At 71.9% G+C, this 23467-nt stretch carries 24 protein-coding genes; 15 read left to right on the top strand and 9 right to left on the bottom strand.

Annotated elements, in window-relative coordinates:
- Positions 1-6: 6 nt before the first annotated feature.
- Positions 7-459 (top strand): PH domain-containing protein, encoded by a 453-nt coding sequence (locus tag GT755_RS13495; protein WP_030450355.1) that lies wholly within the window; start codon positions 7-9, stop codon positions 457-459.
- Here the strand turns inward: GT755_RS13495 and GT755_RS13490 are convergent.
- From GT755_RS13490 to GT755_RS13470, 5 genes are all read right to left on the bottom strand, one after another.
- Positions 456-1562, bottom strand: coding sequence for an LLM class flavin-dependent oxidoreductase (locus tag GT755_RS13490; RefSeq protein WP_161480090.1), 1107 nt, complete (start codon positions 1560-1562; stop codon positions 456-458). The genes GT755_RS13495 and GT755_RS13490 overlap by 4 nt on opposite strands.
- Positions 1559-2521: an ABC transporter substrate-binding protein gene (locus GT755_RS13485; protein ID WP_161480089.1), complete on the bottom strand. Its 963-nt coding sequence runs from the start codon at positions 2519-2521 to the stop codon at positions 1559-1561. Before GT755_RS13485 ends, GT755_RS13490 begins: the two co-directional genes overlap by 4 nt.
- Entirely contained in the window at positions 2518-3213 is a 696-nt protein-coding gene (locus GT755_RS13480) for an ABC transporter ATP-binding protein (protein ID WP_161480088.1), read from the bottom strand. The genes GT755_RS13485 and GT755_RS13480 overlap by 4 nt, the downstream gene beginning before the upstream one ends.
- The gene (locus tag GT755_RS13475; protein WP_161480087.1) at positions 3189-4010 is read right to left on the bottom strand and encodes an ABC transporter permease; all 822 of its coding nucleotides are present in this window, start codon (positions 4008-4010) and stop codon (positions 3189-3191) included. Before GT755_RS13475 ends, GT755_RS13480 begins: the two co-directional genes overlap by 25 nt.
- Positions 4011-4073: 63 nt before the next feature.
- Complete coding sequence (locus GT755_RS13470; protein ID WP_161480086.1) at positions 4074-4661, bottom strand: HD domain-containing protein; 588 nt, start codon at positions 4659-4661, stop codon at positions 4074-4076.
- Between the two features lie 58 nt (positions 4662-4719).
- On the opposite strand from GT755_RS13470, the gene GT755_RS13465 reads away from it, so the two are divergent.
- Genes GT755_RS13465 through GT755_RS13450 form a run of 4 tightly spaced genes read left to right on the top strand, consistent with a single transcriptional unit; the run spans position 4720 to position 8311 of the window.
- Positions 4720-5583 (top strand): AAA family ATPase, encoded by an 864-nt coding sequence (locus tag GT755_RS13465; RefSeq protein ID WP_161480085.1) that lies wholly within the window; start codon positions 4720-4722, stop codon positions 5581-5583.
- Entirely contained in the window at positions 5576-6664 is a 1089-nt protein-coding gene (locus tag GT755_RS13460) for a vWA domain-containing protein (RefSeq protein WP_161480084.1), read from the top strand. The genes GT755_RS13465 and GT755_RS13460 overlap by 8 nt, the downstream gene beginning before the upstream one ends.
- Entirely contained in the window at positions 6657-7760 is a 1104-nt protein-coding gene (locus tag GT755_RS13455) for an XdhC family protein (RefSeq protein WP_161480083.1), read from the top strand. Before GT755_RS13460 ends, GT755_RS13455 begins: the two co-directional genes overlap by 8 nt.
- Complete coding sequence (locus GT755_RS13450; RefSeq protein WP_161480082.1) at positions 7757-8311, top strand: nucleotidyltransferase family protein; 555 nt, start codon at positions 7757-7759, stop codon at positions 8309-8311. Before GT755_RS13455 ends, GT755_RS13450 begins: the two co-directional genes overlap by 4 nt.
- On the opposite strand, the gene GT755_RS13445 is transcribed toward GT755_RS13450, so the two are convergent.
- Complete coding sequence (locus GT755_RS13445) at positions 8308-9195, bottom strand: endonuclease/exonuclease/phosphatase family protein (protein WP_235966678.1); 888 nt, start codon at positions 9193-9195, stop codon at positions 8308-8310. The two genes, GT755_RS13450 and GT755_RS13445, sit on opposite strands and share 4 nt — an antisense overlap.
- Positions 9196-9306: 111 nt before the next feature.
- Here GT755_RS13445 and GT755_RS13440 point away from each other — a divergent pair, with 111 nt between their 5' ends.
- Both GT755_RS13440 and GT755_RS13435 read left to right on the top strand, forming a co-directional pair.
- A complete protein-coding gene (locus tag GT755_RS13440; RefSeq protein WP_161480080.1) occupies positions 9307-10341 on the top strand; it encodes an LLM class F420-dependent oxidoreductase in 1035 nt (344 codons plus the stop codon).
- Between the two features lie 80 nt (positions 10342-10421).
- The gene (locus tag GT755_RS13435) at positions 10422-10967 is read left to right on the top strand and encodes an SMI1/KNR4 family protein (RefSeq protein ID WP_161480079.1); all 546 of its coding nucleotides are present in this window, start codon (positions 10422-10424) and stop codon (positions 10965-10967) included.
- Positions 10968-10996: 29 nt separating this feature from the next.
- On the opposite strand, the gene GT755_RS13430 is transcribed toward GT755_RS13435, so the two are convergent.
- Positions 10997-11545: a TetR/AcrR family transcriptional regulator gene (locus GT755_RS13430; protein WP_161480078.1), complete on the bottom strand. Its 549-nt coding sequence runs from the start codon at positions 11543-11545 to the stop codon at positions 10997-10999.
- An 86-nt stretch (positions 11546-11631) separates the two neighbouring features.
- Between GT755_RS13430 and GT755_RS13425 the strand changes: the two genes are divergently transcribed.
- The 8 genes from GT755_RS13425 (at position 11632) to GT755_RS13390 (ending at position 19582) form a co-directional block, all read left to right on the top strand.
- Positions 11632-13185 carry an MDR family MFS transporter gene (locus tag GT755_RS13425; protein WP_161480077.1) on the top strand — a complete coding sequence of 518 codons (1554 nt, stop codon included), beginning with the start codon at positions 11632-11634 and terminating at the stop codon, positions 13183-13185.
- A gap of 25 nt (positions 13186-13210) precedes the next feature.
- A complete protein-coding gene (locus GT755_RS41110; RefSeq protein ID WP_202610024.1) occupies positions 13211-14638 on the top strand; it encodes an AAA family ATPase in 1428 nt (475 codons plus the stop codon).
- A 19-nt stretch (positions 14639-14657) separates the two neighbouring features.
- A complete protein-coding gene (locus GT755_RS13415; protein ID WP_161480076.1) occupies positions 14658-15695 on the top strand; it encodes a M24 family metallopeptidase in 1038 nt (345 codons plus the stop codon).
- A gap of 30 nt (positions 15696-15725) precedes the next feature.
- The gene (efp, locus tag GT755_RS13410) at positions 15726-16286 is read left to right on the top strand and encodes an elongation factor P (RefSeq protein ID WP_030450338.1); all 561 of its coding nucleotides are present in this window, start codon (positions 15726-15728) and stop codon (positions 16284-16286) included.
- Positions 16286-16696, top strand: a complete 411-nt coding sequence (nusB, locus tag GT755_RS13405) for a transcription antitermination factor NusB (RefSeq protein ID WP_161480075.1) — start codon at positions 16286-16288, stop codon at positions 16694-16696. The genes efp and nusB overlap by 1 nt, the downstream gene beginning before the upstream one ends.
- A 60-nt stretch (positions 16697-16756) precedes the next feature.
- The gene (locus GT755_RS13400; RefSeq protein ID WP_161480074.1) at positions 16757-17452 is read left to right on the top strand and encodes a methyltransferase domain-containing protein; all 696 of its coding nucleotides are present in this window, start codon (positions 16757-16759) and stop codon (positions 17450-17452) included.
- A 336-nt stretch (positions 17453-17788) separates the two neighbouring features.
- The gene (locus tag GT755_RS13395; RefSeq protein WP_161480073.1) at positions 17789-19027 is read left to right on the top strand and encodes a DNA polymerase IV; all 1239 of its coding nucleotides are present in this window, start codon (positions 17789-17791) and stop codon (positions 19025-19027) included.
- Positions 19028-19183: 156 nt separating this feature from the next.
- The gene (locus GT755_RS13390; protein WP_030450334.1) at positions 19184-19582 is read left to right on the top strand and encodes a DUF3040 domain-containing protein; all 399 of its coding nucleotides are present in this window, start codon (positions 19184-19186) and stop codon (positions 19580-19582) included.
- Between the two features lie 87 nt (positions 19583-19669).
- Here GT755_RS13390 and GT755_RS13385 read toward each other — a convergent pair whose 3' ends face one another.
- Together GT755_RS13385 and GT755_RS13380 are read right to left on the bottom strand one after the other, a co-directional pair.
- Entirely contained in the window at positions 19670-22228 is a 2559-nt protein-coding gene (locus GT755_RS13385; protein WP_161480601.1) for a transglutaminase TgpA family protein, read from the bottom strand.
- Positions 22228-23466 carry a DUF58 domain-containing protein gene (locus GT755_RS13380; RefSeq protein WP_161480072.1) on the bottom strand — a complete coding sequence of 413 codons (1239 nt, stop codon included), beginning with the start codon at positions 23464-23466 and terminating at the stop codon, positions 22228-22230. Before GT755_RS13380 ends, GT755_RS13385 begins: the two co-directional genes overlap by 1 nt.
- Position 23467: the final 1 nt, after the last annotated feature.

Here is a 23467-nt window from a genome sequence, read left to right as displayed (position 1 = left end):
GGTCTCATGTTCCCGAGTGTTCCCGCGCCGCCCCTCCCCGTCGTCTGGCGTCCGAAAAGGGCCCGTGTCGTGGCCTACACGCTGGCGGCGATCATGGTGGGCGGCGCGCTGATCCTGGCGGTCGTGCTCCCGGAGCAGTTCCACCTGCCCGACCGCATCGGGGTCTTCGTCTTCGGCTGCGCGGTCGCCTTCCTCCTCCACCTGCTGGGCCGCCTGCGGGTGGTGGCCGACGACCAGGGCGTGACCGTGGTCAACGCCGTGCGGGTGCACCGCTACGAGTGGGCCGAGATCCTCGGGGTCTCCCTCCCGGAGGCCGAGCCCTGGCCCCGCCTCGACCTCGCCGACGGGAGCGTCGTGGGCGCGATGGGGATCCAGGGCTCGGAGAAGGCACGGGCGGCGCGCGCGGTGGCGGAGCTGAACGCCCTGATCAAGATCAAGAGCGAGGCCCCCGACCACTAGGCCGCCTTCGCGACCAGGCCCCTCCTGCGCAGTTCGGGCAGCACGCCCTCGCCGAACCAGTAGGCCTCCTCCAGGTGGGGGTAGCCCGACAGGATGAACTCCGACGCCCCGTGGGCGGCGTACTCCTCCAGCAGGTCGGCGACCTCGGCGTGGCTGCCGACCAGCGCGGTGCCCGCGCCGCCCCGCACCAGGCCGACGCCGGCCCACAGGCCGGGGTGGATCTCCAGGTCGCGGGCCCTGCCGCTCGTGAAGCCCTCGTGCAGGGCGAGCATGCGCTTCTGGCCGACCGACTCGCTGGTCGACAGGAGCTTGCGGGCCTTGGCGATGTCGCCGCCCGGGATGCGCTCCAGCAGGCGGCCGGCCTCGGCCCAGGCCTCCTCGCTGGTGTCTCTGGTGATGACGTGCAGGCGCACGCCGTACCGGAGCGTGCGCCCTTCCCGGGCGGCCAGCTCGCGGATCCAGCCGAGCTTCTCGCCCACCTGCGCGGGCGGCTCGCCCCAGGTCAGGTAGACGTCGGCGTGCCTGGCGGCCACCGGGCCGGCCGCGCCGGAGGAGCCGCCGAAGTAGATCTCCGGGGTGGGCTCCGGCGGGGCGGCGACGCGGGCGTCGGCCACGTCGTAGTAGGTCCCGCTGAAGTCGAAGCCGCCCTGCCAGGCGCCTCGCACGACGCTGAGGAACTCGTCGGTGCGGGCGTAGCGCTCGTCCTTGCTCAGATGGTCGCCGAAGCGGGCCTGCTCGGCCGTCTCGCCGCCGGTCACCACGTTGAGCAGCAGTCGCCCGCCCGAGACGCGCTGGTAGGTCGCGGCCATCTGCGCGGCCAGGGTCGGGGAGAGCAGGCCTGGCCGGAACGCCACCAGGAACTTCAGCCGGGTCGTCACCTGGGTCAGGGCCGCCGTGACGAGCCAGGCGTCCTCGCACCAGGTGCCGGTCGGGGTCAGCACCGCCTCGAAGCCGACCTGCTCGGCCGCCTTCGCGATCTGGCCCAGGTACTCGACCGACGGGGGACGGTATTCGGCGTCGCCGTGGGTGCGGCCCAGGCCGTGGCCGCCGGCCACGATCGAGCGGCCGTCGCCGGTCGTCGGCAGGAACCAGTGGAACCTCACTGCGCCGCCCCCACGATGTCGTTGAAACGCCGGTCGACGAAGTCGGCGAACTTCAGGCCGCCCGGGATGAGGCCCTCGGCGGCGAAGGCGTCGGCCATCTCCTGCTCCGAGGTGACCACCGCGTCGTCGATCACGATGGGCGTGGAGACCGCGTTGTCGACTGCCGCGTCGGCGACCTCCTGCGGCAGGCCGGTCTCGGCGGCCCACACCCTGGCCCATTCGGGCTTGTGGGTGAGCGCCCACTCACGGGCCTTGGCGAGCCGGGTCAGGTAGTCGCGGACCGCGTCGGCCTTGGTCTCGACCGCCTCGGGGGCGGCGACCGTGAAGTTCAGGCCGTTGACGTAGCCGGTGCCGTCGACCAGCACCTTGGCCTTGTGCTGCAGGATCGCCTGCGAGGTGAAGGGCTCCCAGATCGTCCAGGCGTCGACCGTGCCGCCGGAGAAGGCGGCCAGCGCGTCGGCGGGCTGGAGGTACTGCGGCTGGATGTCGGAGAACTTCAGGCCCTCCTTCTTCAGCACCGACAGCAGGTGGTAATGGGAGGAGCTGCCCTTGGCCACCGCGATCTTCTTGCCCTTGAGGCCGGCCGGGCCGGACACCGTCGAGTTCGCCGGTACGACCACCGCCGCCCCCGTCACGTTCTGCTTGTAGGCCGCCACGATCTTGATCTTCGAGTCGGCCGCCGCCGCGAAGATCGGGGGAGTGTTGCCCACGCCGCCGATGTCGACGGCCCCGGCGTTGATCGCCTCCAGCAGCGGCGGGCCCGACGTGAACTGGGCGAACGTGATCTTGTACGGGGCGTCGTCGAGCAGCCCGGCCGCCTTCAGCAGCGCCTGCGACCCCGCCTTCTGGTCGCCGACGCGGAGGGTGACCGTGCTCTGTGCGGCGCCGGCGTCGGTCGACGGAGCGCCGCACGCGGCGGCGGCCAGCAGCAGGACGGCGGCCAGCAGTGCGCGTTTCATGATCTTCCTTCGGGTGAGACGCCGAGCGCGGCGAGCAGGGTGTTTCGCAGGGTGACCAGGGCGGGGTCCTCGCGGTGGCGGGGACGTTCGGCCGTGATGGAGATGTCGTGGGCGATGCGGCCCTCGTCGAGCACCAGCACCCGGTCGGCCAGCAGCAGCGCCTCGTCCACGTCGTGGGTGACCAGCAGCACGGCCGGGCGGTGCCGGGCCCACAACTCCAGCACGAGCTGGTGGATGGTGATCCGGGTGAGGGCGTCGAGGGCCGAGAAGGGCTCGTCGAGCAGCAGCAGTTCGGGCTCGCGGACCAGCGCGCGGGCCAGGCTCGCGCGCTGCGCCTCACCGCCGGAGAGGGTGAGCGGCCACGCGTCGGAGCGTTCGGCCAGCCCGACCTCGGCCAGCGCCGCCTTCGCCTTGTCGGCGGGGGCGTCCAGCCCGAGGGTGATGTTGGCCAGCAGCCGCTTCCACGGCACCAGCCGGGGCTCCTGGAAGGCCACCGCGACCGAGTCGGTGACGTCGATCGCACCGGTGACCTCGTCGTCGAGCCCGGCCAGGGCCCGCAGGAGGGTCGACTTACCGGAACCGCTTCGGCCCAGCAGGGCCGTGAACTCGCCGTCGCGCAGTTCCAGGTCGAGCGAGTCGAGCACGACCCGGTCGCCGAACGCGCGCGCTACGCCAGAAAGCCGCGTCGCCATGCCAGCGCCCTCCGCTCCAGAAGCCGGACGATCGCGTCGGTGGCCAGCCCGAGCGCGCTGTAGACGAGCAGCCCGACCACGATCACGTCGGTGCGCAGGAACTCACGGGCGTCGTTGATCATGTAGCCGAGGCCGGTGGTCGCGTTCACCTGCTCGGCCACGATCAGCGCCAGCCAGGCCACGCCGAGGGCCTGCCGCAGCCCGACGAGCGTCTGGGGCAGCGCGCCCGGCAGCACGATGTGCCTGATCAGCTGGCCGCGCGACAACTTGAGCGTCTTGGCGACCTCGGCGAGCTTGCCGTCGACGCCCCGGATGCCGGAGAAGGTGTTGAGGTAGAGGGGGAACGACACCGCCAGGGCCACCAGCAGGATCTTCGGTTCCTCGCCGATGCCGAACCAGAGGATGAACAGCGGGATGAGGCCGAAGAACGGCAGCGCCCGCAGCGCCTGCATGATCGGGTCGACGGCGTTCTCACCCGCCCGGCTCAACCCCGCCGCCAGGGCCAGCAGGATTCCGGCCGCGCCGCCGACCAGGAAGCCGATCAGCACCCGCTGGAGCGAGACGCCGATCGCGGTCGGCAGCGTGCCCGCCTGGGTCAGTTCGACGGCGGTGGAGGCGATGGTGGCCGGTGCGGCCAGCAGGCGTTCGGGGAGCAGACCGGTCGCGCTGGCGATCTGCCAGATCACGAGGAGGGCGAGCGGGCTCAGCCAGCGATGCCACGCGGTGACGCGGCGCCGTGGCCCTTTCGGCGTGGCGCGCGGTGTTTCGACCGGGCGCGCCAGCTCGACGACGGACATACGGGAACCTCGCAGAGAGCGGTGAGTGGACCGCCCTCAGAGTTACCCATATTTCCTACCAAGTCAATCGGTAATATGCCGGAGCTCGCGTGCCAGGTTCCGTCTGGCCTGCTCTTCCCACAGGTCACGGGCCGTTTCGGTGCCGTAGAGAGAACCGCCGAGCAGCCTGCGGAGCACCTCGGCCCGGCCGACGCGGAACAGGGGGTCGGGCACGTGGCGGTATTCGTGCCGGACCGCTTCGGCGTAGGCGTCGTACCGTTCGGGGCTCTGGCCGAGCACGGCCAGGTCGGCGTCGCACAACACCGCCGCGTTCCCGTCGTCCGGGTGGTAGGAGTGCGTCGCGGTCACCCTGACCAGCCGGGCGACCTCCCGGGCGACCGGCAGCCCCAGGGCCGTCAGGCGCGACTGGGCGAGCTGGGCGCTGCGCTCCTCGTCCAGGCCCGGCCGGCCGTCGTAGACGGCGTCGTGGAACCAGGCCGCCAGCCGGACCGCCCGGAGATCACGGGCGTGGGCCCGGAGCGGTTCGATCGCCGCCAGGACGTCGGTCAGGTGGCGGGTCGTGTGGTAGCGGCGGTGGGGTTCGGCCCAGCGTGCGGACAACTCCGCGACCAGGGCGCGCCCCGCGGGGGAGTCGGGGAAATCCTGCGTCACCCCGCGAACCTACCAAGGGCGATCGTCATGTGATCACGCTCCGAAGTAGCCTGGACGGGTGGAAATCGACTCCCCGGAGACCCTGCGGGACCTCCTCGAACAGCGCGACTACCTGGCCGACCCGGGCCTGGCGACCGCCGCCTACCTGGCCCTGCGCATGGGCCGGCCGCTGTTCCTCGAAGGGGAGGCCGGAGTCGGCAAGACCGAACTCGCCAAGACCCTCGCCGCAGTCCTCGGCGCCCCGCTGATCCGCCTGCAGTGCTACGAGGGCCTCGACGCCGCCCAGGCCCTCTACGACTGGGACTTCGCCCGCCAGCTCCTGCACCTGAAAGCAGCGGAAGCCGCCGGGATCACCGACCTGCGGGCCCTCGAAGGCGAGATCTACGACCGCCGTTTCCTGATCGCCCGGCCGTTGTTGCAGGCGATCGAATCGCAGCCCGCCGTTCTTCTCGTCGACGAGATCGACCGGGCCGACGACGAATTCGAGGCCTTTCTCCTGGAGGTGCTCTCGGATTTCACCATCTCCATTCCGGAACTGGGCACCATTCGCGCCGCCGCGCCGCCGCTCGTCGTACTGACGTCCAATCGCACACGCGAAGTCCACGACGCCCTGAAAAGGCGCTGCCTCTACCACTGGCTCGACCATCCGGGATTCGACCGCGAGGTCGCCATCCTGCTGCGCCGTCTGCCGTCCTGTACGTCGTCCCTCGCCGAGCAGGTCGCCCGCGCGGCGGCCCGCCTGAGGGCCGCCGACCTGCTGAAACCGCCCGGCATCGCCGAGACGCTCGACTGGGCCGAGGCGCTGCTGACGCTGGGGGCGAAACGGCTCGACCCGGAGACGGCGGCCGTGACGCTGGGGGCCGCGCTGAAATACCGCGAAGACCAGCAGGCCGCCATTCGCGACGGGCTTCTCGATGCCTGACGTCGTTCCGCTGATGGTGGGATTCGTCCGTACACTGCGGGCCGCCGGAGTGGCGGCCGACCACGAGCGGACCCGGGGTTTCCTGACCGCCCTGGAGAATCTCGACGCCGGAGAAAGGAAAGACGTCTATTGGGCCGGCCGGCTCACTTTGTGTTCCGGCCCCGACGACCTCCCGAGATACGACCGCTGTTTCGCGGCCTATTTCGACGACCGCGCGACACCGAGGTCGGTGCCGTCTTCCGTCACGGTCACCCGATACCTCGCCGCACCCGACGGCGCGCCCCAGGACGGGGGCGAGCAGACCACCGCCGCCACCGCCAGCACCCTCGAAGTCCTGCGCGCCCGCGACGTCGCCACCCTCACCCCCGAGGAGCGCGCCGAGATCAACCGCCTGCTCGCGCTCATGCGCACCGCCCGCGAGACGCGCGCCACCCGCCGCCTGACCGCCTCAAAACGCGGCTCCCTCGATCCCCGCCGCATCGTCAGGGAGGCGATGAGACGGGGTGGCGAACCGGCCCGGCTGCGGTTCCGCGACCGGCGGCGCAAACCCCGCAGGGTGGTGCTGCTGATCGACGTCAGCGGCTCCATGAAGGCGTACGCCGACACCCTGCTGCGGGTCGCGCACGCGGTGGTCCGGTCGGCGCCGCGCGCCACCGAGGTCTTCTCCGCCGGGACCCGGCTGACCCGGCTCACCGCCGAACTGCGGATCAGGGACGCCGCCCGCGCCATGGACCAGGTCTCGGCCGCCATCCCCGACTGGAGCGGCGGCACCCGCCTGGGGGAGGAGCTGCGGGCCTTCCTGCGGCTGCCCGACGCGCGGGGCGCGATCGTGGTGATCGCCTCCGACGGATGGGAACGCGGCGATCCGTCCCTGCTCGGCGCGCAGATGGAGCGGCTGGGCCGGATGGCCCACCGGGTCATCTGGGTTAACCCCCATAAGGGGGATCCGGCGTACCGCCCGCTCACCGGGGGGATGCGCGCGGCGCTGCCCCACATCGACGACTTGGTGGCCGGGCACAGCCTGGCCGCCTACGAGGAGCTGGCCCGGCTCCTCGCGGGAAGGAGAGCCGGACATGCGTGACATCCTTTCGCAGGTCAACCGCTGGTGGACGGCCGACCAGGGCGTGTTCGGCCTGGCCACGGTCGTCGGCACCTTCCGCAGCGCGCCACGCCAGCCCGGCGCGGCCATGGCCGTCCTCGGCGACGAGGCGGTCGGCAGCGTGTCGGGCGGCTGCGTCGAGGGCGCCGTCTACGAACTGGCCCAGGAGGTCGTCGCCTCCGGAAGACCCGTCCTCCAGCGGTACGGGGTGAGCGACGACGACGCCTTCGCCGTGGGCCTGACCTGCGGGGGCATCATCGACGTCTTCGTCGAGCCGGTCTCCAGAGACGCCTACCCCGAACTGGGGGAGATCGCGGCGTCGATCGAGAAGCGCGTCCCGGTGGCGGTGGCGACCATACTGTCCGGCCCCGGCCGGATCGGCGCGCGGCGCGTCGTGTGGGACGACCACGTCTCGGGCACCCTCGGCTCGCCACGGCTCGACGCCGCCGTCGACGACGACGCCCGGGGCATGCTGGCCCAGGGCACGACCGGCGTCCGGCGCTACGGCCGCAGCGGCGAACGCCGCCTCGACGACCTCCAGGTGTTCGTCCAGTCGTTCGCGCCGCCGCCGAGGATGCTGGTGTTCGGCGCGATCGACTTCGCGGCGGCGGTGGCCCGGGTCGGCAAGTTCCTCGGCTACCACGTGGTCGTCTGTGACGCCCGGCCGGTCTTCGCGACCTCCAAGCGGTTCCCCGACGCCGACGAGGTCGTGGTGAAGTGGCCGCACGACTACCTGTCCCACGCGGCGGTCGACGAACGCACCGTCATCTGCGTGCTGACCCACGACCCGAAGTTCGACGTCCCGCTGCTGGAGGTGGCGCTGCGCACGCCCGCCGCCTACGTGGGCGCGATGGGCTCGCGCCGCACCCACGACGACCGCATGGCCCGGCTGCGCGAGATCGGCCTGACCGAGGCGGAGCTGGCCCGGCTGCGCTCCCCGATCGGCCTGGACCTGGGGGCCCGCACCCCCGAGGAGACGGCCGTGTCGATCGCCGCCGAGCTGATCCAGCTGCGCTGGGGGGGCTCGGGCCGCCCGCTGACCACCACCGAGGGCCGCATCCACGGCGAGCTCGCGTGATCGCCGGGATCCTGCTGGCCGCCGGGGCGGGCCGCCGGTTCGGCCGCCCGAAGGCCCTGGTCGAGTACGAGGGCGAACGCCTGGTCGACCGGGGGGTGCGGCTGCTGGAGGAGGGCGGCTGCCATCCGGTGGTCGTCGTGCTGGGGGCGGCGTGCGCCCAGGTGCGGGGCGCGGTGACCGTGCTGAACCCCGACTGGGCGACCGGGATGGGCTCCTCGCTGCGCGTCGGCCTGGAGGCGGTCCCGCCGGAGGCGCCGGGGGTGGTGGTCGCCCTGGTCGACCAGCCGCTCATCCGGCCCGAGGCGGTCGAACGGCTCATCGCCGCCTTCCAGGCCGGGGCCGAACTCGCCGTCGCCACCTACGGGGGAGCGCAGCGCAACCCCGTGCTGATCGGCCGCGACCACATCGCCGAGGTGGCGGCCTCGCTGGCGGGGGACGTGGGCGCGCGCCCCTATCTGAAGCGGCACCCCGGGCTGGTCACCGAGGTGCCCTGCGACGACGCGGGAGACCCGGCGGACGTCGACGAACCGGGGGACCTGCCGGCGGGCTAGAACCTCAGGTCGGCGACGGCCGCGCGGTGGTCGCTGCCGGCGGCCTCGCGGACCTCCGCCAGGGTGGCCTCCATGCCCCGGTAGAGGATGTGGTCGGGCCGGGTGATCGGGAAGCCCGACGGCCAGGTGAAGCCGAAGCCCTGGCCGGCCTCCTCCTGGGCGTCGCGCAGCGGCGGCACCAGGTTGCCCCGGGCGCGGTCGGTCGTGGCGGTGTTCAGGTCGCCGAGCAGGACGAGCCGGCGGCTCTTGTCCTTGGCGATCACCTCGCCGGCCTCCTTCAGGGTCTTGTCCCGGAAGGAGGTCTCGCCGGGGCGGGCGGAGGCGAGGTGCATGACGTACACGGTCACGTCCCCTTTCTCGGCCTTGACGACGGCGCGCAGCGCCCTGGCCCAGCCGAGCCCCACGTCGACCCGTTTGGCGTCGTCGAGCTGGTACCTGCTCCACAACCCGACGGTCCCGACCTGGAAACGGTGGGGGAAGATGCGGCTGAGCTCCTTGGCGGCGGGGCCGCCCGGGGTCAGCTCCTGCGCCGCCACCACGTCACGGCCCTCGGCCGCGGCCCGCACCGCCTGGCCGGACAGGTCGTTGGCGACCCCGACGTTGAGCGTCGCCACGGTGAAGTCGCCGCTCCCGCCGGGCGGATGCCGCAGCACGCTCGGCCCGAACATCACGCCCCACACCACGGCCGGGGTCAGCGACGCCACGACCGCCCCCCGCGACCGGGCCACCGCCGCCAGCGCCACCAGCGGGACGATCACCACGCCGAGCCAGGGCAGCACGCTCTCCAGGACCGGCGTCACCCCGCCCAGTTCGGGCAGCAGCCGATGCCCGGCCAGGATCGCGGCGAGCACGATCGCGAACACCGACACCACACGAGCCAGCAAGATCCCTCCCCTGCCGGGAAAGTGTACGGCTCCCCGTATACGGAGGGCGTGAGCCGACATGTACCCTCGGAATCCCGTACTACCGGAACAACATTCGGTCCAGGAGGATCTATGCGGATCGGGATGGCCCTGAGCTATTCCGGCGGTTTCAAGGAGACCGTCGCCGAACTGGCCGACTACGAGAAGGCCGGCCTCGACATCGTGTTCGTCGCCGAGGCCTACAGCTTCGACGCGGTCAGCCAGATGGGGTACATCGCCGCCCGGACCGAGCGCCTGGAGATCGCCTCCGGCATCCTCCCGGTCTACTCCCGCACCCCCGCGCTGCTGGCCATGACGGCGGCCGGTCTCGACTACGTCTCCGACGGCCGGTTCACCCTGGGCCTGGGCGCCTCCGGCCCGCAGGTGATCGAGGGCTTCCACGGCGTGCCCTACTCGGCCCCGCTGGGCCGCACCCGCGAGGTCATCGAGATCGCCCGCAAGGTGTGGAAGCGCGAACGCCTCGAATACCAGGGCAAGCACTACACGATGCCCCTCCAGGGCGGCACCGGCCTCGGCAAGCCCCTGAAGCTGATCAACGCCCCCGTCCGCGAGCGCATCCCGATCGTGATCGCCGCCATCGGCCCCAAGAACGTCGAACTGGCCGCCGAACTGGCCGAGGGCTGGCTGCCCATCTTCTACATGCCGGAGAAGGCCGCCGACGTGTGGGGCCCGAGCCTGGCGGCCGGCGCGGCCAGACGAGCCCCCGAACTGGGCGGCCTGGACGTCATCGCCACCGCCCACCTGGCCGTCGGCGACGACGTGGCCGGCTTCCTGGAGTTCGGCCGCCCGATGGCGGCGCTCTACATCGGCGGCATGGGCGCCAAGGGCAAGAACTTCTACAACGACCTCGCCGTCCGCTACGGCTACGAGAAGGAGGCCGCCGAGATCCAGGACCTCTACCTCGCCGGCAAGAAGGACGAGGCCGCCGCCCGGGTGCCCCACGAGCTGCTGGAGAAGATGTCCCTGATCGGCAGCGAGGGCTTCGTCCGGGACCGGCTGGCCGCGATGCGCGAGAGCGGCGTCACGACGATCAACGTGACCCCGATCGCCTCGACCCACGAGGAGCGCGTGCGCCTGATCGAGAAGGTGAAGGAACTCGCGGGCTGAACCCGGCCGCCCGCAAATGGGGAAGACGTGTCCGTTCGGGCGGGCGGAAATGTCGGCGGCACCGCTTAGGGTCGCCGACCATGGATTCTCCATTTGCGTGGTCCGGCGTCTTCCCGGCGGAAGGCCCGCCATCCCCGGAAGCCGACGGCCCTCCCCTTCCGCCCGACCACGGTCTCCACACCGCCACGGGTGAGCCGGAGGTGCGCCTCCTCGAAGAGCGGCTGGGCCTGCCGCTCCCGCCGAGCTACCGCGCGTTCCTCCTCTACGCCGACGGCTACGGCGACGCGGACGAGGACGATTACTTCCTGTTCCGGACGGAGCGGGTCGGCTGGTTGCGCGATCTGGAACCTGAGTGGTGCCAAATCTGGGGTCCCCAGGAGGGCGACAAGGTCCCGAGCGTGCCCGACGACCTCTATTTCGTTTACGGGCCGGACCAGAACGGCTTCGTCCGCAACGAATACGTGCCGCACACCCTTCTCATCGGCCGCTGGGACGGGCTGCTCCTCCTCAACCCCCTGGTCGTCACCCCCGCCGGGGAGTGGGAGGCCTGGCATCTCGCGTCGTGGCGGGCGGGCGCGGCCCGGGGGCGGTCCTTCTGGGAGTTGATGGCGAGCGACCTGGTCTGAGGCCGCCCGGGCCGGTGGTGCCGAGGTGCTCAGGGCCGGAGGCAGATCTCGAACATCTCCCGCAGACGTTCCTCGACCTGGTGGGCGTCGACCTCTTCGATCACTCCGGGGCCGAAGAGGCGGCGTACCGAACCGGTGCCCAGGATCATCGTGGCGGCCAGCAGGGCGCGCTGTTCCGGTTGGGGGCCGTCGAGCTGGGCGGCGATGCGCTTGACCACGGTGGCCTCGACGTGGGCGCGGAGGATGGCCTGGATCTCGGGGCTGGTGCCGGCGCGGTCGACCATGCGCGTGACCGGCTCGGTCGCGCCGCTCTGCAGGCGGACCGCCAGGCGGTGGGCCAGCCGGGCGGCGAGGCCGGCGGGGTCTCCGGCGATCACCGACTCGATCGTCGAGCCGGTCGCGAGGGCCTCGGCGAAGAGGGCCGCCTTCGTGCCGAAGTAGCGGTTCACCAGGGCCACGTTGGCCCCGGCCTCGGCGGCGATCATGCGCATCGTCACCTGGTCGTAGCCGTGGGCCGCGAACAGGTCGCGGGCGGCCTCCAGGATCCGCCGGCTGGTCGCCTCCCGATCTCTCGTCACCTGACGAATATTAGCTGCGTTTGACAAGTAAACAAGCGTCTACTAACTCTGTTGAGGAGCATTCTTTACACGGGGGGACGCCGGCTTTGACTCTCTTGGACGCACCACAACGCACCTACAGCCATCGCCAGGTCCTGGAGATCCTCTCGGGTCTGCTGCTCGCCCTGATGACCTCGATGCTCTCCACGTCGGTCGTCGGCACCGCCCTCCCGACGATCGTCGGCGACCTGGGCGGCCAGGAGCAGCTCTCCTGGGTGGCCAGCGCGACCCTCCTCACGATGACCGTGTCCACCCCGCTCTGGGGCAAGCTGTCGGACATCTTCGGCCGCAAGCGCCTCTTCCAGATCGCCCTCGGCCTGTTCGTGGCCGCCTCGGTGGTGGCGGGGCTGTCGCAGAACATCGGCATGCTCATCGCGGCCCGCGCGGTGCAGGGCCTCGGCACGGGCGGCCTGTCGGCCCTCACCCAGGTCATCCTGGGCGACATCGTGCCGCCCCGGGAGCGGGGGCGTTACTCCGGCTACGTCGGCGCGGTCTTCGGCCTCTCGACCGTCGCCGGGCCGCTGCTCGGCGGGTTCATCGTCGACACCGACTGGCTGGGCTGGCGCTGGTGCTTCTACGTCTGCGTGCCGCTCGCGATCGTGGCCTTCGCGGTGGTCCAGCGGGTGCTCCGGTTCGACCACGAGAGCCGCGACGCCCGCATCGACTGGTGGGGCGCGACCACGCTGACCGGCGGCGCGACCGCCCTGATGCTGCTGCTGTCGTTCGGCGGCCACGAGTTCGAGTGGAACTCGGCGTGGACCTACGTCCTGGGCGCGGTCACGGTGGTCCTGGTCGCGGCGGCGGTCGTGGCCGAACGGGCGGCGACCTCGCCGATCCTGCCGCCCCGGCTGTTCGGCGACCGCACGTTCGTGCTGGCGAGCGTCGCCTCGCTCCTGGTCGGCGTCGCCCTGTTCGGCGCGATGATCTACCTGCCGCAGTACCTCCAGATCGTGAAGGGCATGTCGCCCACGGAGTCGGGCCTGATGACCCTTCCGATGGTGGTCGGCCTGTTCCTCAGCTCGATCGTCTCCGGCAAGGTCGCCTCGTCGACCGGGCGGTGGAAGGCGTTCCCGGCCGTCGGGCTGGTGCTGGTCGCGGTCGGGCTGTTCCTGCTGTCGCGGCTGCACGTCGACTCCACGCCGGTGGAGATCGGGGCGTACATCACGATCATGGGCGCGGGGCTCGGCATGACGATGCAGATGCTCGTGCTGGCCGCGCAGAACGCCGCCTCCCGCGAGGACATGGCGGTCAGCACGTCCGGCGTCACGTTCTTCCGCAGCCTGGGCGGCGCGGTCGGCGTCGCGGCGTTCGGCGCGATCCTCACCAACCGGGTCAAGGACGAACTGGCCGCCCGTCTCGGCGGCGTCGCCGCCGCGCCCCAGCTCGGCACCCCCGAGGCCATCCACGGCCTGCCGCCGCAGGTGGTGAAGGCGGTGCTGGAGTCGTACACGGAGGCGATGCAGACCGTGTTCCTGGTCGGGGTGCCCGCGGCGGTGCTCGGGGTGGTCGCGGTGCTGTTCCTCAAGGAGGTGCCGCTGCGCGGCGGCGGCACCCCGCAGCCCCGGGGCGGCCGGCACGAGCGCCGAAGGCAGCCCGCCTGAGGCACTCGTTTGGCAGCATGACCAGGTGACGTCAATCGACTCGCACGACGCCCGCGCCCTGGCCCAGAGCCTCCGCCGGGTCTACGAAGCCGTCGCCGGACGGGTGAGCGAGGACAACGCCTCCTCGCCCCTCGTCGCCAAGGTCACCGGCCACCTGGGCCGGCCTCTGAGCGAGCTGGTGGTGGTCGAGGAGAAGTACCGCCTCTTCGAGCACGCCGGCCTCCAGCTCGCCGCCGACCGCTACCTGGCCGCCCACACCCCCGACGCCGGATGGTTCGGCGTGGTGGGCTCCGACCGGCGCTTCATGAGCATGATCAACATGATCACCAGCGCCCTCACCCACGGCGGCACGCTGCTGGGCCGCGCCGACTACACGGTGGCCGCCGTCGGCCCCGACGAGACCATCGACGTGGTCCAGCTCGGACTGGTGTGCACCCACGCCCCCGACGGTGCCCCGGTGGTGCTGGGGATCAACACCCGTGAGGACTTCACCGAGGCCTCCGTTCTGACGGTCATCGCCGCCGACAGGGAGACCGCGACGGGCGTGCGCCAGGAGGTCGACCGCCTCATGCGTGAGCTCGATCCGCTGCGCGGCCGGGTGGTCACCTTCGGCTTCAGCGAGCACCGCAGGAACGAGTTGCTCACCTTCGTCCCCCGGGCCGAGCTGGCCCCCGAGGAGGTGGTGCTGCCCGAGGGCCGCCTCGAAGCCCTGGAGGAGCACGTCGTCGGCATCGGGCGGCAGGGCGACCGGCTCCGCGAGGCGGGCCAGCACCTGCGGCGGGGCCTGCTGCTCTACGGGCCGCCCGGCACCGGCAAGACCCACACCGTGCGCTACCTGCTCGGGCGGCGGCCCGAGAGCACCGCGATCCTGATGACCGCCGAGGGCATGGCGAAGATCGGCTTCGCGGTCGCCCTGGCCCGGAAGCTGCAACCCTCGATCGTGGTCGTCGAGGACGTCGACCTCATCGCCGAGGACCGCTCCCACTTCCAGACCAGCCCGCTGCTGTTCAGCCTCCTCGACGCCATGGACGGCGTCGCCGGAGACGCCGACGTGACCTTCCTGCTCACCACCAACCGGGTGGAGGCCCTGGAGACGGCGCTGGTCCAGCGGCCCGGCCGCATCGACCTGGCCGTCGAGATCCCGCCCCCCGACGAGCGCGCCCGGGAGCGGCTGGTCCGCCTCTACGCCCGCGACCGGCCCGTCGAGGCCGACGTGGCGGCGATCGTCGCGGCCACCGAGGGCGTGACCGCCTCCTACATCAAGGAACTGCTGAGAAGGGTCGTCCTCACGGCCCTGCGGCGAGACGAGCACGCCCTCACCGACGACCACTTCGCCACGGTCCTCGACCGGATGGCCGGAGACGGCGAGTCGCTGACCCGCGCGCTCCTCGGCGGCGCGGCGAAACCCGCGGAGGTCCGCGCGAAGGCCCGCCTGGAGCCCCCGGCATGCTGAGGTGTCCTACATTCCAACCATGAGCTTCGCCGAACGCCGCGCCCGCCTGGCCGCCCTCCTCGCCGAGGGCGGCCACGCCGGCCTGCTGGTCACCCGGCCCGTCAACGTGCGCTACCTGACCGGCCTGGCCAGCTCCAACGCCGCCGTGCTGGTGCGGGCCGACGCGAGCGCGGTCCTGGCGACCGACTCCCGCTACATCGAGACGGCCCGGGGGCTCGGCGGCGACGTACAGATCAAGGAGACCCGCGACGTCGCCGGCGACCTCCTCGAAGCCGGCGCCGCCGTCGAGGCCCACCACCTGACGGTCGCCGAATACCACCGCCTGGGCGGGAGGGCGCCCCTCACGGAGGGCCTGGTCGAGGACCTCAGGACGGTCAAGGACGACACCGAGATCGCCGCCCTGGCCCGCGCCTGCGCCCTCACCGACCAGGCGTTCGCGCTGGTCGCCGAACAGATCGCGGCCGGCCTGACCGAACGCGAGATCGCCCGGATGCTCGAACTGCGCATGACGGAACTGGGCGCCGACCGCCCCGCCTTCGAGACGATCGTCGCGAGCGGCCCCAACGGCGCCGTCCCGCACCACTCGCCCGGCGACCGCCCGGTCCGGCGGGGCGACCTCGTCACCATGGACTTCGGCGCCCTGTACGCCGGCTACCACGCCGACATGACCCGGACCGTGGCCTTGGGCGAGCCGTCCGGCTGGCAGCGCGAGATCTACACCCTCGTCCACGACGCCCAGGCGGCCGGACGCGCCGCCGTGCGGCCGGGGGCGACGGCGGCCGAGATCGACGCCGCCGCGCGCGACGTGATCGCCGCCGCCGGATACGGCGACCGCTTCGGCCACGGCCTCGGCCACGGCGTGGGCCTGGAGATCCACGAGGAGCCGTTTCTCGGCCCCGGCCGGACCGGTAGACTAGAGGATCGAGTTCCGATCACCGTCGAACCCGGGGTCTACCTGCCGGGGTTGGGCGGTGTGCGCATCGAGGACACGCTCGTGACGCGTGACCCATTGCCGGAACTGCTCACACTCACCACCAGGGAGCTGCTCGTCCTGTGAGCGGCCCGCACGCAGGAGAAGAGACTTCACGTGGCGACCACGAACGACCTCAAGAACGGACTCGTGCTCAAACTCGACGGCGGCGACCTCTGGTCCGTCGTGGAGTTCCAGCACGTCAAGCCCGGTAAGGGCGGTGCGTTCGTCCGCACGAAGCTGAAGAACATCATGTCGGGCAAGGTCGTCGACAAGACCTTCAACGCCGGCGTCAAGGTCGAGGTGGCGACCGTCGACCGCCGCGAGATGCAGTTCTCCTACATGGACGGCGACGAGTTCGTCTTCATGGACACCGAGACCTACGACATGCTCAACGTCTCCCGCGTGGCCGTCGGCGACGCCGCCAACTACCTGCTCGAGAACATGCTCGCCACGGTCGCGATCAACGAGGGCAACGTCCTCTACGTCGAGCTCCCGGCCGCCGTCGAGCTGACGATCGCCGAGACCGAGCCGGGCCTCCAGGGAGACCGCTCGACCGGCGGCACCAAGCCCGCCACGCTCGAGACCGGCGCCGAGATCAAGGTGCCGCTGTTCATCACCACCGGCGAGAAGGTCAAGGTCGACACCCGGACCGGCGACTACCTCGGTCGCGCTTGATGTCTGCCCGGGGGAAGGCGCGCCGCCGCGCGCTCGACATCCTCTTCGAGGCCGAGGCACGTGACACCAACCCGCTCGACATCCTCGCCGAGCGGGTCGAGCGGGCCGAGCCTCCGGTCAACGAATACACGATCAGCCTGGTCGAGGGCGTGGCCGGGCGGCTGGGCCGCATCGACGAGCTCATCTCGACCTACGCGGAGGGGTGGACGATGGAGCGCATGCCCGCCGTCGACCGCAACATCCTCCGGGTCGGCACCTACGAGATGCTCTGGGTCGAGGAAGTGCCCGAGGGTGTCGTGATCAGTGAGTGGGTGGGCCTCGCCGGTGAGCTCTCGACCGACGAGTCGCCCCAGTTCGTCAACGGCCTGCTGGCCCGGTTCAAGCAGCTCAAGCCGTCCCTGACGCTCTGAGCTCCGGCGGCGGCGTAGGCTGGCGTGCCTACGCCGTCGTCGACATTTCGGAGGATCACCGTGCGTGACGCCACGCGGCAGGCCGTCGTCTGGGAGTCGCTCCAGGCGGTCATCGCCGGCAGAGCCGCGCTCGACATCCTCGACGCCGGCGGCGGCACCGGCGGGTTCGCGGTGCCGCTGGCCCGCCTGGGCCACTCGGTGACGGTGGTCGACCCCACGCCCGACTCGCTGGCCGCGCTGGAGCGCCGCGCCGCCGAGGCCGGCGTGACCGTCACCGGCCTCCAGGGCGACGCCGGTGACCTGGCCGACCTCCTCCCGCCCGCCAGCGCCGACCTGGTGCTCTGCCACAGCGTGCTGGAATACGTCGACGACCCCTCGGCCGCCCTCGCGTCGGTCCACACGGTCGTCCGGCCTGGGGGAGTGGTCAGCGTCCTGGCCGCCAACCCCGTCGCCACCGCCATCCACCGCGCCCTGGCCGGCAACTTCGCCGAGGCCCGCGAGGTCCTGGAGACCGGCACCTGGGGAGAGAAGGACCCGACCCCCCGCCGCTTCACCGGCGAGGCCCTCGCGGCCCTCCTGAGCAAGGCCGGCTTCACCGTCGGCGAGGTCCAGGGCGCCCGCGTCTTCACCGACCTGGTCCCCAGCCGCTTCGCCGAAGACGACCCGGATGGCTTGATCGAGCTGGAAAGGGCCGCCACCGCCCACCCCGTCCTGAGGGACATCGCGACCAGGATCCACCTCTTGGCCCACCGCTAAAAGACTCTTTCCGTTACGGCTCCGCCCACCCCGGCACCGACCACCGCTCCCGAGAAGCGCCGCACCCGGCGCCAACCGCCCGCTCCCGCTCCACTCGCCGACGAGCCGGTCCGGCCGAGCGGGCAGGTCCGGCCGTGGGTGCGCGGCGGCCGGGGAGAGGGGTCGGGTGAACATGCAGGTCTGCTCATGCTGTGCCCGAGCGCGCCGGTGTCTGGACTGAGGAGCGCAGGAGAGCGAAGCGACCCGGAGCGACGAGGGAAGACGCCGGCTGAAAGCGCTCGGGCCCGCGCGGGCGGAGCCCGCGCAATCAAACAGACGTTCGGTTAGACTCGCGGCATGTCGAGGAAACAGGTGTTGCCGCAGGTCACCGGCCCGGCCCAAGTCGCCGACGACGCCGGCTGCCCGATCCTCCACGTCGACATGGACGCGTTCTTCGCGGCGGTCGAGCTGATCGAGCGCCCGGAGCTCCGGGGCACCCCCGTGATCGTCGGCGCCGCCGGGGCGCGGGGCGTGGTGCTGAGCGCCACCTACGAGGCCCGCAGGTTCGGGGTCCACTCGGCGATGCCGATGACCCGGGCGATGCGCCTGTGCCCGCAGGCGACGGTCATCCCGCCCTCCCACGGCAAATACGGCGCGATCTCCAAGGGCGTCTTCGAGATCTTCCACGCCGTCACCCCGCTCGTGGAGCCGCTCTCGGTCGACGAGGCCTTCCTCGACGTCGGCGGGGCCCGCCGCAGGCTGGGGTCCCCGGTTCAGATCGCCGCGGCGATCCGGGCCCAGGTGGCCGAGCGCTTCGGGGTGACCTGCTCGGTCGGGGTCGCGTCCACCAAGTTCGTCGCCAAGCTCGCCTCCCGCCAGTGCAAGCCCGACGGCCTCCTGGTCGTCCCGGCCGAGGGCGTCGTCGAGTTCCTCCACCCGCTGCCCGTCGCCGCCCTGTGGGGTGTGGGCGAACGCACTGAGCAGGCCCTGACGCGCCTGGGCATCAAAACGGTGGGCGACCTGGCCCGGGTGCCGGTTGCCACGCTCCAGCGCGAGTTCGGGGCCGCGGGGAGCCATCTGGCGGCGCTGGCGTGGGGCCGCGACGAGCGCCGGGTGACCGCCCACGTCCCCGACAAGAGCATCGGCAACGAGGAGACCTTCGCCCACGACGTCGACGACCCCGAGACGATCATGCGGGAGCTGCTCCGGCTCTCGGAGCGGGTCGCCGCCCGGCTGCGCGCCGCCGGCTACGTCGGCCGGACCGTCAGCGTGAAGCTGCGCCGGTCAGATTTCACGACCATCACGCGGTCGCGTACCCTCCGAGAGGCCACAGATGTGGCGAAAGAGATACATACCACCGCTTGCGACCTCTACAGGGCCGCAGGTCTCGATAGAGTGCGGCTGCGACTCGTAGGCGTCCGGATGGAGAACCTCCGCCCGGCAGACACGGCGACCAGGCAAATCGGCCTGGGAGACCGCGAGATCGGCTGGCGGGAGGCGGAACAGGCCATGGACAAGGCGATCCGGAGGTTCGGACCGGATGCGGTCCGCCCCGCCTCGCTCGTCCGAAAACGGTTTGGTCCAATGGATCTATGACGTCACCTCCGCATTGGACCGCGCTTGTGGACGTTCTGACCGTTTTCTTTCGCCCACGTCTACAGACTCGTATTCTGGGGATAACCGACCGCAGGGTTCGGACATCCTTCGTTCGTTGCCGTCTTCCCCGTCTTGGGGCCGTCCTTGGGAGGCGCCGTGCCGCTGTCTGAGCACGAGCAGCGCTTGCTCGACCAGATCGAGCAGGCCCTCTATGCCGAGGACCCGAAGTGGGCCAATACCGTCCGGATCAGTGACCCACGCAGCCATTACAAGCGCCGCCTGGTGAAGGCCTCCATCGGCTTCGCACTCGGCGTCGTCCTGCTGATGGTCGGCGTCGTGTCCACCGTCATCTGGCTCGGGGTCGCCGGCTTTGTGGTCATGCTCGCGACGTGTCTGTGGGGTCTGTCCAGCTGGAAACGCATGAACGGTTTCCACGGCGACAGCCGCTCCGCCACGTCCACGCAGCAGCAGGGGCCGGCCGCCCGCCGTGGGCGCCGTCCCGGCTTCATGGAGCGCATGGAGGAGCGCTGGCGCCGTCGTAACGACGAGCGCTAGCCGCCGCGGTTTCACTTGTCACACTAATCACGCGAACACGGCGGGCCCGGGGCTGACACGCCCCGAGCCCGCTCGTTTGTTCCGCTGTTACCGTCGCGACCCGACCTGTGACTCCAGCACGTCGTCGGCGGTCGCGCTCTCGTCTTCCTTGCGTGCCGGGCGCAGCCGGATGTTCTCCAGCCGGTCGAACCCGTCGAGCACTCGCTCGCCGAGGCCGCGCACCCGCAGCAGCGACGACATGGGCGCCAGCACCGCCGCGATCCGCCGCCCCCGCGACACCGACGCCGCCAGGCCCCGCCTGACCGCCTTCAGGTCGTCGACCAGGGGCGTGACCTCGCCGGGCGTGCGGGCGTACCGCAACTTCTCCTCGCTGGTGGCGATCTTGGTCAGCGCCCTGGCCGCTTCGGTGTCGAGGGGGTAGGCCGCCGCCAGCCGCCGGCCGAGCGCCCGCGGGGTCTCGCTGCCCGCCTTGGGCATGCCCAGGTCGACCAGGGTGTCGCACAACTCGGCCCAGGCGGCCTCCACGGCCGGGGCCGCGAAGGTGTTCTCCTTCGGCTCGGGCGCCACGGGCTCCTCGGCGGCCCAGACCGACAGGGGCCGGTCGGCGGGCTCGCCGCCGATCACCTCGCCGCCGCTCCAGCCGTCGTCGTCGTCCTTCTTCGGCTTCACCACGGGCACCTCGTCGTCGGGCACGGCCGCCGCCCGGTTGAGCACCCGCCGCCGCCAGAGCCAGAGCACCGCCCGCATGACGGCGGGGATCAGCGACAGCAGCAGCGCCACGGCGACGCCGATGCCGACGTTCACCCAGATGGACCTCTCCTCGACCGCCGGCAGACCGGTCGGCCCGAGTTCCCGCTCGGCGTTGCCGATCCCGCGCGCCGGGTTGCTCGCCCCCGGCGAGGCGGCGGGGTCGTCCGACGGCCTGGCCGAGGCCCCGGGCGACGGCTCGGCGGAGTCAGACTGCGGCAGCGTGTACGACGGCACCCGCGCCGTCGCCTGCCCGAACCCGCCCGACGGGGTCGGCTCGAAGGTCAGCCAGCCGGCGCCCTCGAAGTAGAGCTCCGGCCAGGCGTGCGCGTCGTGGGTCCGGACGACCCACCGGCCCTCCGACTTGGTGCCGCCGGTGTAGCCGATCGACACCCGCGACGGGATGCCCAGCACCCGCGCCATCACCGCGAAGGCGCTGGCGAACTGCTCGCAGTAGCCCGACTTGCCGACCAGCAGGAAGTCGGTCAGCGCGTCGAGCCCCGACCCCTTCGTCTCCAGGTCGTAGGTGAACCCGCCGGTCCGGGTGAACCACTCCTGCAGCTTCACCGCCATCTGGTAGGGGGTGGCCGCGCCCCGGGTGACGTCCTCGGCCAGCGCGACGACGGCCGGGTCGATGTCGGCCGGCAGCGTCAGGAAACGGCCCTGCACGTCGATCGGCGCCATCGGCGCGTTGTCCAGCATCTCGGGCGTGGGCCGCACGTCCTTGCCGATGACCTGGTATTCGAGCCCGGCCGCGTCGTCCTCGGTGGAGAACACCATGAGGGTGTTGCGGTCGGCCCGCCAGTCGCCGTCGGCGATGACCTGGGTGGCCGGGTAGGGGAGCGGCAGGAAGCGCAGCTCCTCGATGTCCTCGCTGATCGTGATGGTCTGGTCGACGGGGGTGCCCGGCGTGGTGACCGACAGGCCGGGCGCGGGCGGCATGACGCTCTCGCTCACCCGGTCTTCGGGACGCCCGCGCAGCGAACTCGACTTGAACTGCTGCCCGTCGAACTCGTCGAGCGAGTAGATGCGCAGGTAGCGCGGCACGTCGTCCTTGGACGTGTAGGTCAGCACCGGCGCGTTCACCGGGTGTGAGAGCTGCCCGCTGAGCTTGGCGATGGCGTCGGGGATGCCGACGTTGCGGCCACCCGGCCCCAGGCCGTTGCCGACCCCGAACCCGAACGGCGGGTTGGGCGTCAGCGTGGGGATCAGCGCCGGGATGCCGATGGCCAGCGCCACGGCGGTGACCCCGATGCGCTTGCCCGACAGGACGAGCTTGCCCGCGTCGGGGGTGGTGGTGGTCGTCCGCGAACGCCGTACCAGCACGGCCCGGCCCCAGTGGGACACCCGTTCGCGCCCGTCGGAGACCAGCAGGCCGACGAACCCGAGTGCGCCGATGATGAACGCGGGCCAGGCGATCGGCTCGTTCAGCACCGCGGCCGGGACGGTGAACAGCCCGAGCAGCGGCAGGCCCGCCAGGGCCGCCCGGCGCACCCGCACCGCGAACGCGTCGACCAGGATCGCGATGAACGCGACGCCGCCCGCGGTCAGCAGGCTGATGCCCCCGGTCGACGGGACCGGCGCGGCGAACTTCTGGATCTCGTCCCAGCCCTCGGCCATCGTCTCGGCGATCCGGGCGGTGGAGTCGAAGTTGGGGATGAACCCCCACCACGCCTCGTCGCGGGCGAAGGTGACCGTCATGAACACGATCGCCGCCAGCGCCATGCCGACCGGCGCCGCGAACGCGGGCTGGGCGTACCGCGACACCAGGGCCGCCGCGAGCGTCGTGCACAGCAGGATCCCGAGCGTCGCCCAGAACCACGAGCCCTCGGAGAACAACGGATAAAGGGTGAGCGCGACGGCCCCGGTGGCCGCCCCAGAGGCGATCGGCAGGCGCATCACGCGGCACTCCTCTTGTACGCGGCGTCGGGCCAGATCGTGGCCAGCGACACCCCGGCGGGCAGCCGCAGCACCCGCCAGCCGCTCGCGGCCAGCACCGCCTGCGCCTGCTCGTGTTCGGGGGAGACCTCGCCGTCCGAGCCGCCCTCCCAGGTCGCGACGTCGAGGAGCACCGCGACGCCGGTCATGTGGCCGTGCCGCAGCCGCGCCAGCGACTGGGCGTCGTCGAGGTCGAGCGCCCCGAGCACCGCCACGATCAGCCCTTCGCCGCCGCCCTGCCGCAACCCGGCGATGCCGTTGGAGAGCGAGCGGGCCTGGCTGTTGCGCACCACGGCGAGCGTGTCGAGCAGCGAGGCCTGCACGCCGCCCTCCACGAGCTGCTGCGGCCCCTGGTCGGTGACCAGCCGCAGCCCGAGCCCCTCGTGCGCGAGGTGCACGCCGATGGAGGCCGCCGCCGAGACCGCGACCTCGAACGACGAACGCGGCCCCTCGCCCCGGTGGGCGGGCCGGCGTGTGTCGAGCAGGAGCGCGCCGCGGCTCTGCCACTGCTGCTCCTCGCGCCGCACCATCAACTCGCCGTAACGCGCGGTCGAGCGCCAGTGCACCCGGCGCAGGTCGTCGCCCTGCCGGTAGTCGCGCGGCGCGACGTCGTCGTCGCCCGCCGCCGCCACCGATCGGGTCCGGCTGTCGCCCCCGCCCGCCCACTCGCCGGACAGGCGCACGTAGGGCAGCGGGATGACCTGCGGGGTCACCACGAGGGTGTCGGTGGCGGTGAACGTGCGGGCCAGCTCGACCAGCCCGAACGGGTCGGTGATGCGCACCGACAGCGGCCCGATGGAGTAGCGCCCGCGCAGGTCCGACCGCACCTTGTAGTCGATCTCGCGGATGCCCTTGGCCTCGACCCGGTCGAGCACGAACCGGGGGCGGGTGCCGAGGGCGTACTGGAGGGTGTCCTCGACGAGGAGCAGGCCGGTGGGCAGCCGGGTCACGTTCTCCAGCCGCAGCGTGACCGTGCTGTCGTTGCCGGCCTCGACCCGGGAGGGGTCGAGGCGGCGCGCGCAGCTCAGCCGGTAACGGGTCCGCGCCACCACCATGACGGCCAGCAGCGGCAGCGCGACGATCAGGATCGCCACCCGGATCAGGTCGTGCTCCCCGAGCAGGAACGCGCACACCAGGGCGGCGATCCCGGAAGCGAGGAACGACCTGCCCCGGGCGGTGAGCGCCCTGAGTCCGGTCATA

The sequence above is a fragment of the Herbidospora solisilvae genome, from assembly GCF_009901565.1.
GTDB classification, from domain to species: domain Bacteria; phylum Actinomycetota; class Actinomycetes; order Streptosporangiales; family Streptosporangiaceae; genus Herbidospora; species Herbidospora solisilvae.
The sequence above is the reverse complement of the archived record's forward strand: the minus strand, read 5'-3'. Positions and strand labels throughout refer to the sequence as shown.

Excerpts from the sequence above, each read along its gene's own strand:
- GT755_RS13495 (WP_030450355.1), top strand. The coding sequence starts at position 7 with ATGTTCCCGAGTGTTCCCGCGCCGCCCCTCCCCGTCGTCTGGCGTCCG.
- GT755_RS13485 (WP_161480089.1), bottom strand. The coding sequence starts at position 2,521 with ATGAAACGCGCACTGCTGGCCGCCGTCCTGCTGCTGGCCGCCGCCGCG.
- GT755_RS13480 (WP_161480088.1), bottom strand. The coding sequence starts at position 3,213 with ATGGCGACGCGGCTTTCTGGCGTAGCGCGCGCGTTCGGCGACCGGGTC.
- GT755_RS13475 (WP_161480087.1), bottom strand. The coding sequence starts at position 4,010 with ATGTCCGTCGTCGAGCTGGCGCGCCCGGTCGAAACACCGCGCGCCACG.
- GT755_RS13460 (WP_161480084.1), top strand. The coding sequence starts at position 5,576 with ATGCCTGACGTCGTTCCGCTGATGGTGGGATTCGTCCGTACACTGCGG.
- GT755_RS13455 (WP_161480083.1), top strand. The coding sequence starts at position 6,657 with ATGCGTGACATCCTTTCGCAGGTCAACCGCTGGTGGACGGCCGACCAG.
- GT755_RS13440 (WP_161480080.1), top strand. The coding sequence starts at position 9,307 with ATGCGGATCGGGATGGCCCTGAGCTATTCCGGCGGTTTCAAGGAGACC.
- GT755_RS13435 (WP_161480079.1), top strand. The coding sequence starts at position 10,422 with ATGGATTCTCCATTTGCGTGGTCCGGCGTCTTCCCGGCGGAAGGCCCG.
- GT755_RS13415 (WP_161480076.1), top strand. The coding sequence starts at position 14,658 with ATGAGCTTCGCCGAACGCCGCGCCCGCCTGGCCGCCCTCCTCGCCGAG.
- nusB (WP_161480075.1), top strand. The coding sequence starts at position 16,286 with ATGTCTGCCCGGGGGAAGGCGCGCCGCCGCGCGCTCGACATCCTCTTC.
- GT755_RS13395 (WP_161480073.1), top strand. The coding sequence starts at position 17,789 with ATGTCGAGGAAACAGGTGTTGCCGCAGGTCACCGGCCCGGCCCAAGTC.
- GT755_RS13385 (WP_161480601.1), bottom strand. The coding sequence starts at position 22,228 with ATGCGCCTGCCGATCGCCTCTGGGGCGGCCACCGGGGCCGTCGCGCTC.
- GT755_RS13380 (WP_161480072.1), bottom strand. The coding sequence starts at position 23,466 with ATGACCGGACTCAGGGCGCTCACCGCCCGGGGCAGGTCGTTCCTCGCT.